We start from the raw sequence: 1031 nt of genomic DNA on the forward strand, positions 1-1031 counted from the left end.
CGCATCGAGCAGAACCTGGAACTGCTCGCCGTCACCGAGACCTGGGACAACGGCAAGGCCGTGCGCGAGACCCTCAACGCCGACATCCCCCTGGCCGCCGACCACTTCCGCTACTTCGCCGGCTGCATCCGCGCCCAGGAAGGCTCCGCCGCCGAGATCAACGACAGCACCGTGGCCTACCACATCCACGAGCCGCTGGGCGTGGTCGGGCAGATCATCCCGTGGAACTTCCCGCTGCTGATGGCCGCCTGGAAGCTGGCCCCGGCGCTGGCCGCCGGCAACTGCGTGGTGCTCAAGCCGGCCGAGCAGACCCCGCTGGGCATCTGCGTGCTGCTGGAACTCATCGGCGACCTGCTGCCGCCGGGCGTGCTCAATGTCGTCCAGGGCTTCGGCAGGGAGGCCGGCGAGGCCCTGGCCACCAGCAAGCGCATCGCCAAGATCGCCTTCACCGGTTCCACCCCGGTCGGCTCGCACATCCTCAAGTGTGCGGCGGAGAACATCATTCCCTCCACCGTCGAGCTGGGCGGCAAGAGCCCGAACATCTATTTCGAAGACATCATGCAGGCCGAGCCGGCGTTCATCGAGAAGGCCGCCGAGGGCCTGGTGCTGGCCTTCTTCAACCAGGGCGAGGTGTGCACCTGCCCGTCCCGCGCGCTGGTCCAGGAGTCGATCTACCCGGCGTTCATGGAGGAGGTGCTGAAAAAGGTCAGGGCGATCAAGCGCGGCGACCCGCTGGACACCGAGACCATGGTCGGCGCCCAGGCCTCCCAGCAGCAGTACGAGAAGATCCTCTCCTACCTCGACATCGCCCAGCAGGAAGGCGCCGAAGTGCTCACCGGCGGCAGCGTCGAGAAGCTCGAAGGCAACCTGGCCAGCGGCTACTACATCCAGCCGACCCTGCTCAAGGGACACAACAAGATGCGCGTGTTCCAGGAGGAAATCTTCGGCCCGGTGGTCGGCGTCACCACCTTCAAGGACGAAGCCGAGGCCCTGGCCATCGCCAACGACACCGAGTACGGCCTCGGCGCCGG

General features: G+C 66.9%; 1 protein-coding gene. It reads left to right on the top strand.

Going from position 1 to position 1031, the window contains the following annotated elements; translation table 11 throughout:
• Nucleotides 1–1031: aldehyde dehydrogenase family protein (locus FFS27_RS33100; protein ID WP_137952580.1), on the top strand; the 1031-nt coding region annotated here is incomplete at both ends.

This window comes from Pseudomonas sp. 2VD (genome assembly GCF_005503585.1).
GTDB classification, from domain to species: Bacteria; Pseudomonadota; Gammaproteobacteria; order Pseudomonadales; family Pseudomonadaceae; genus Pseudomonas; species Pseudomonas aeruginosa.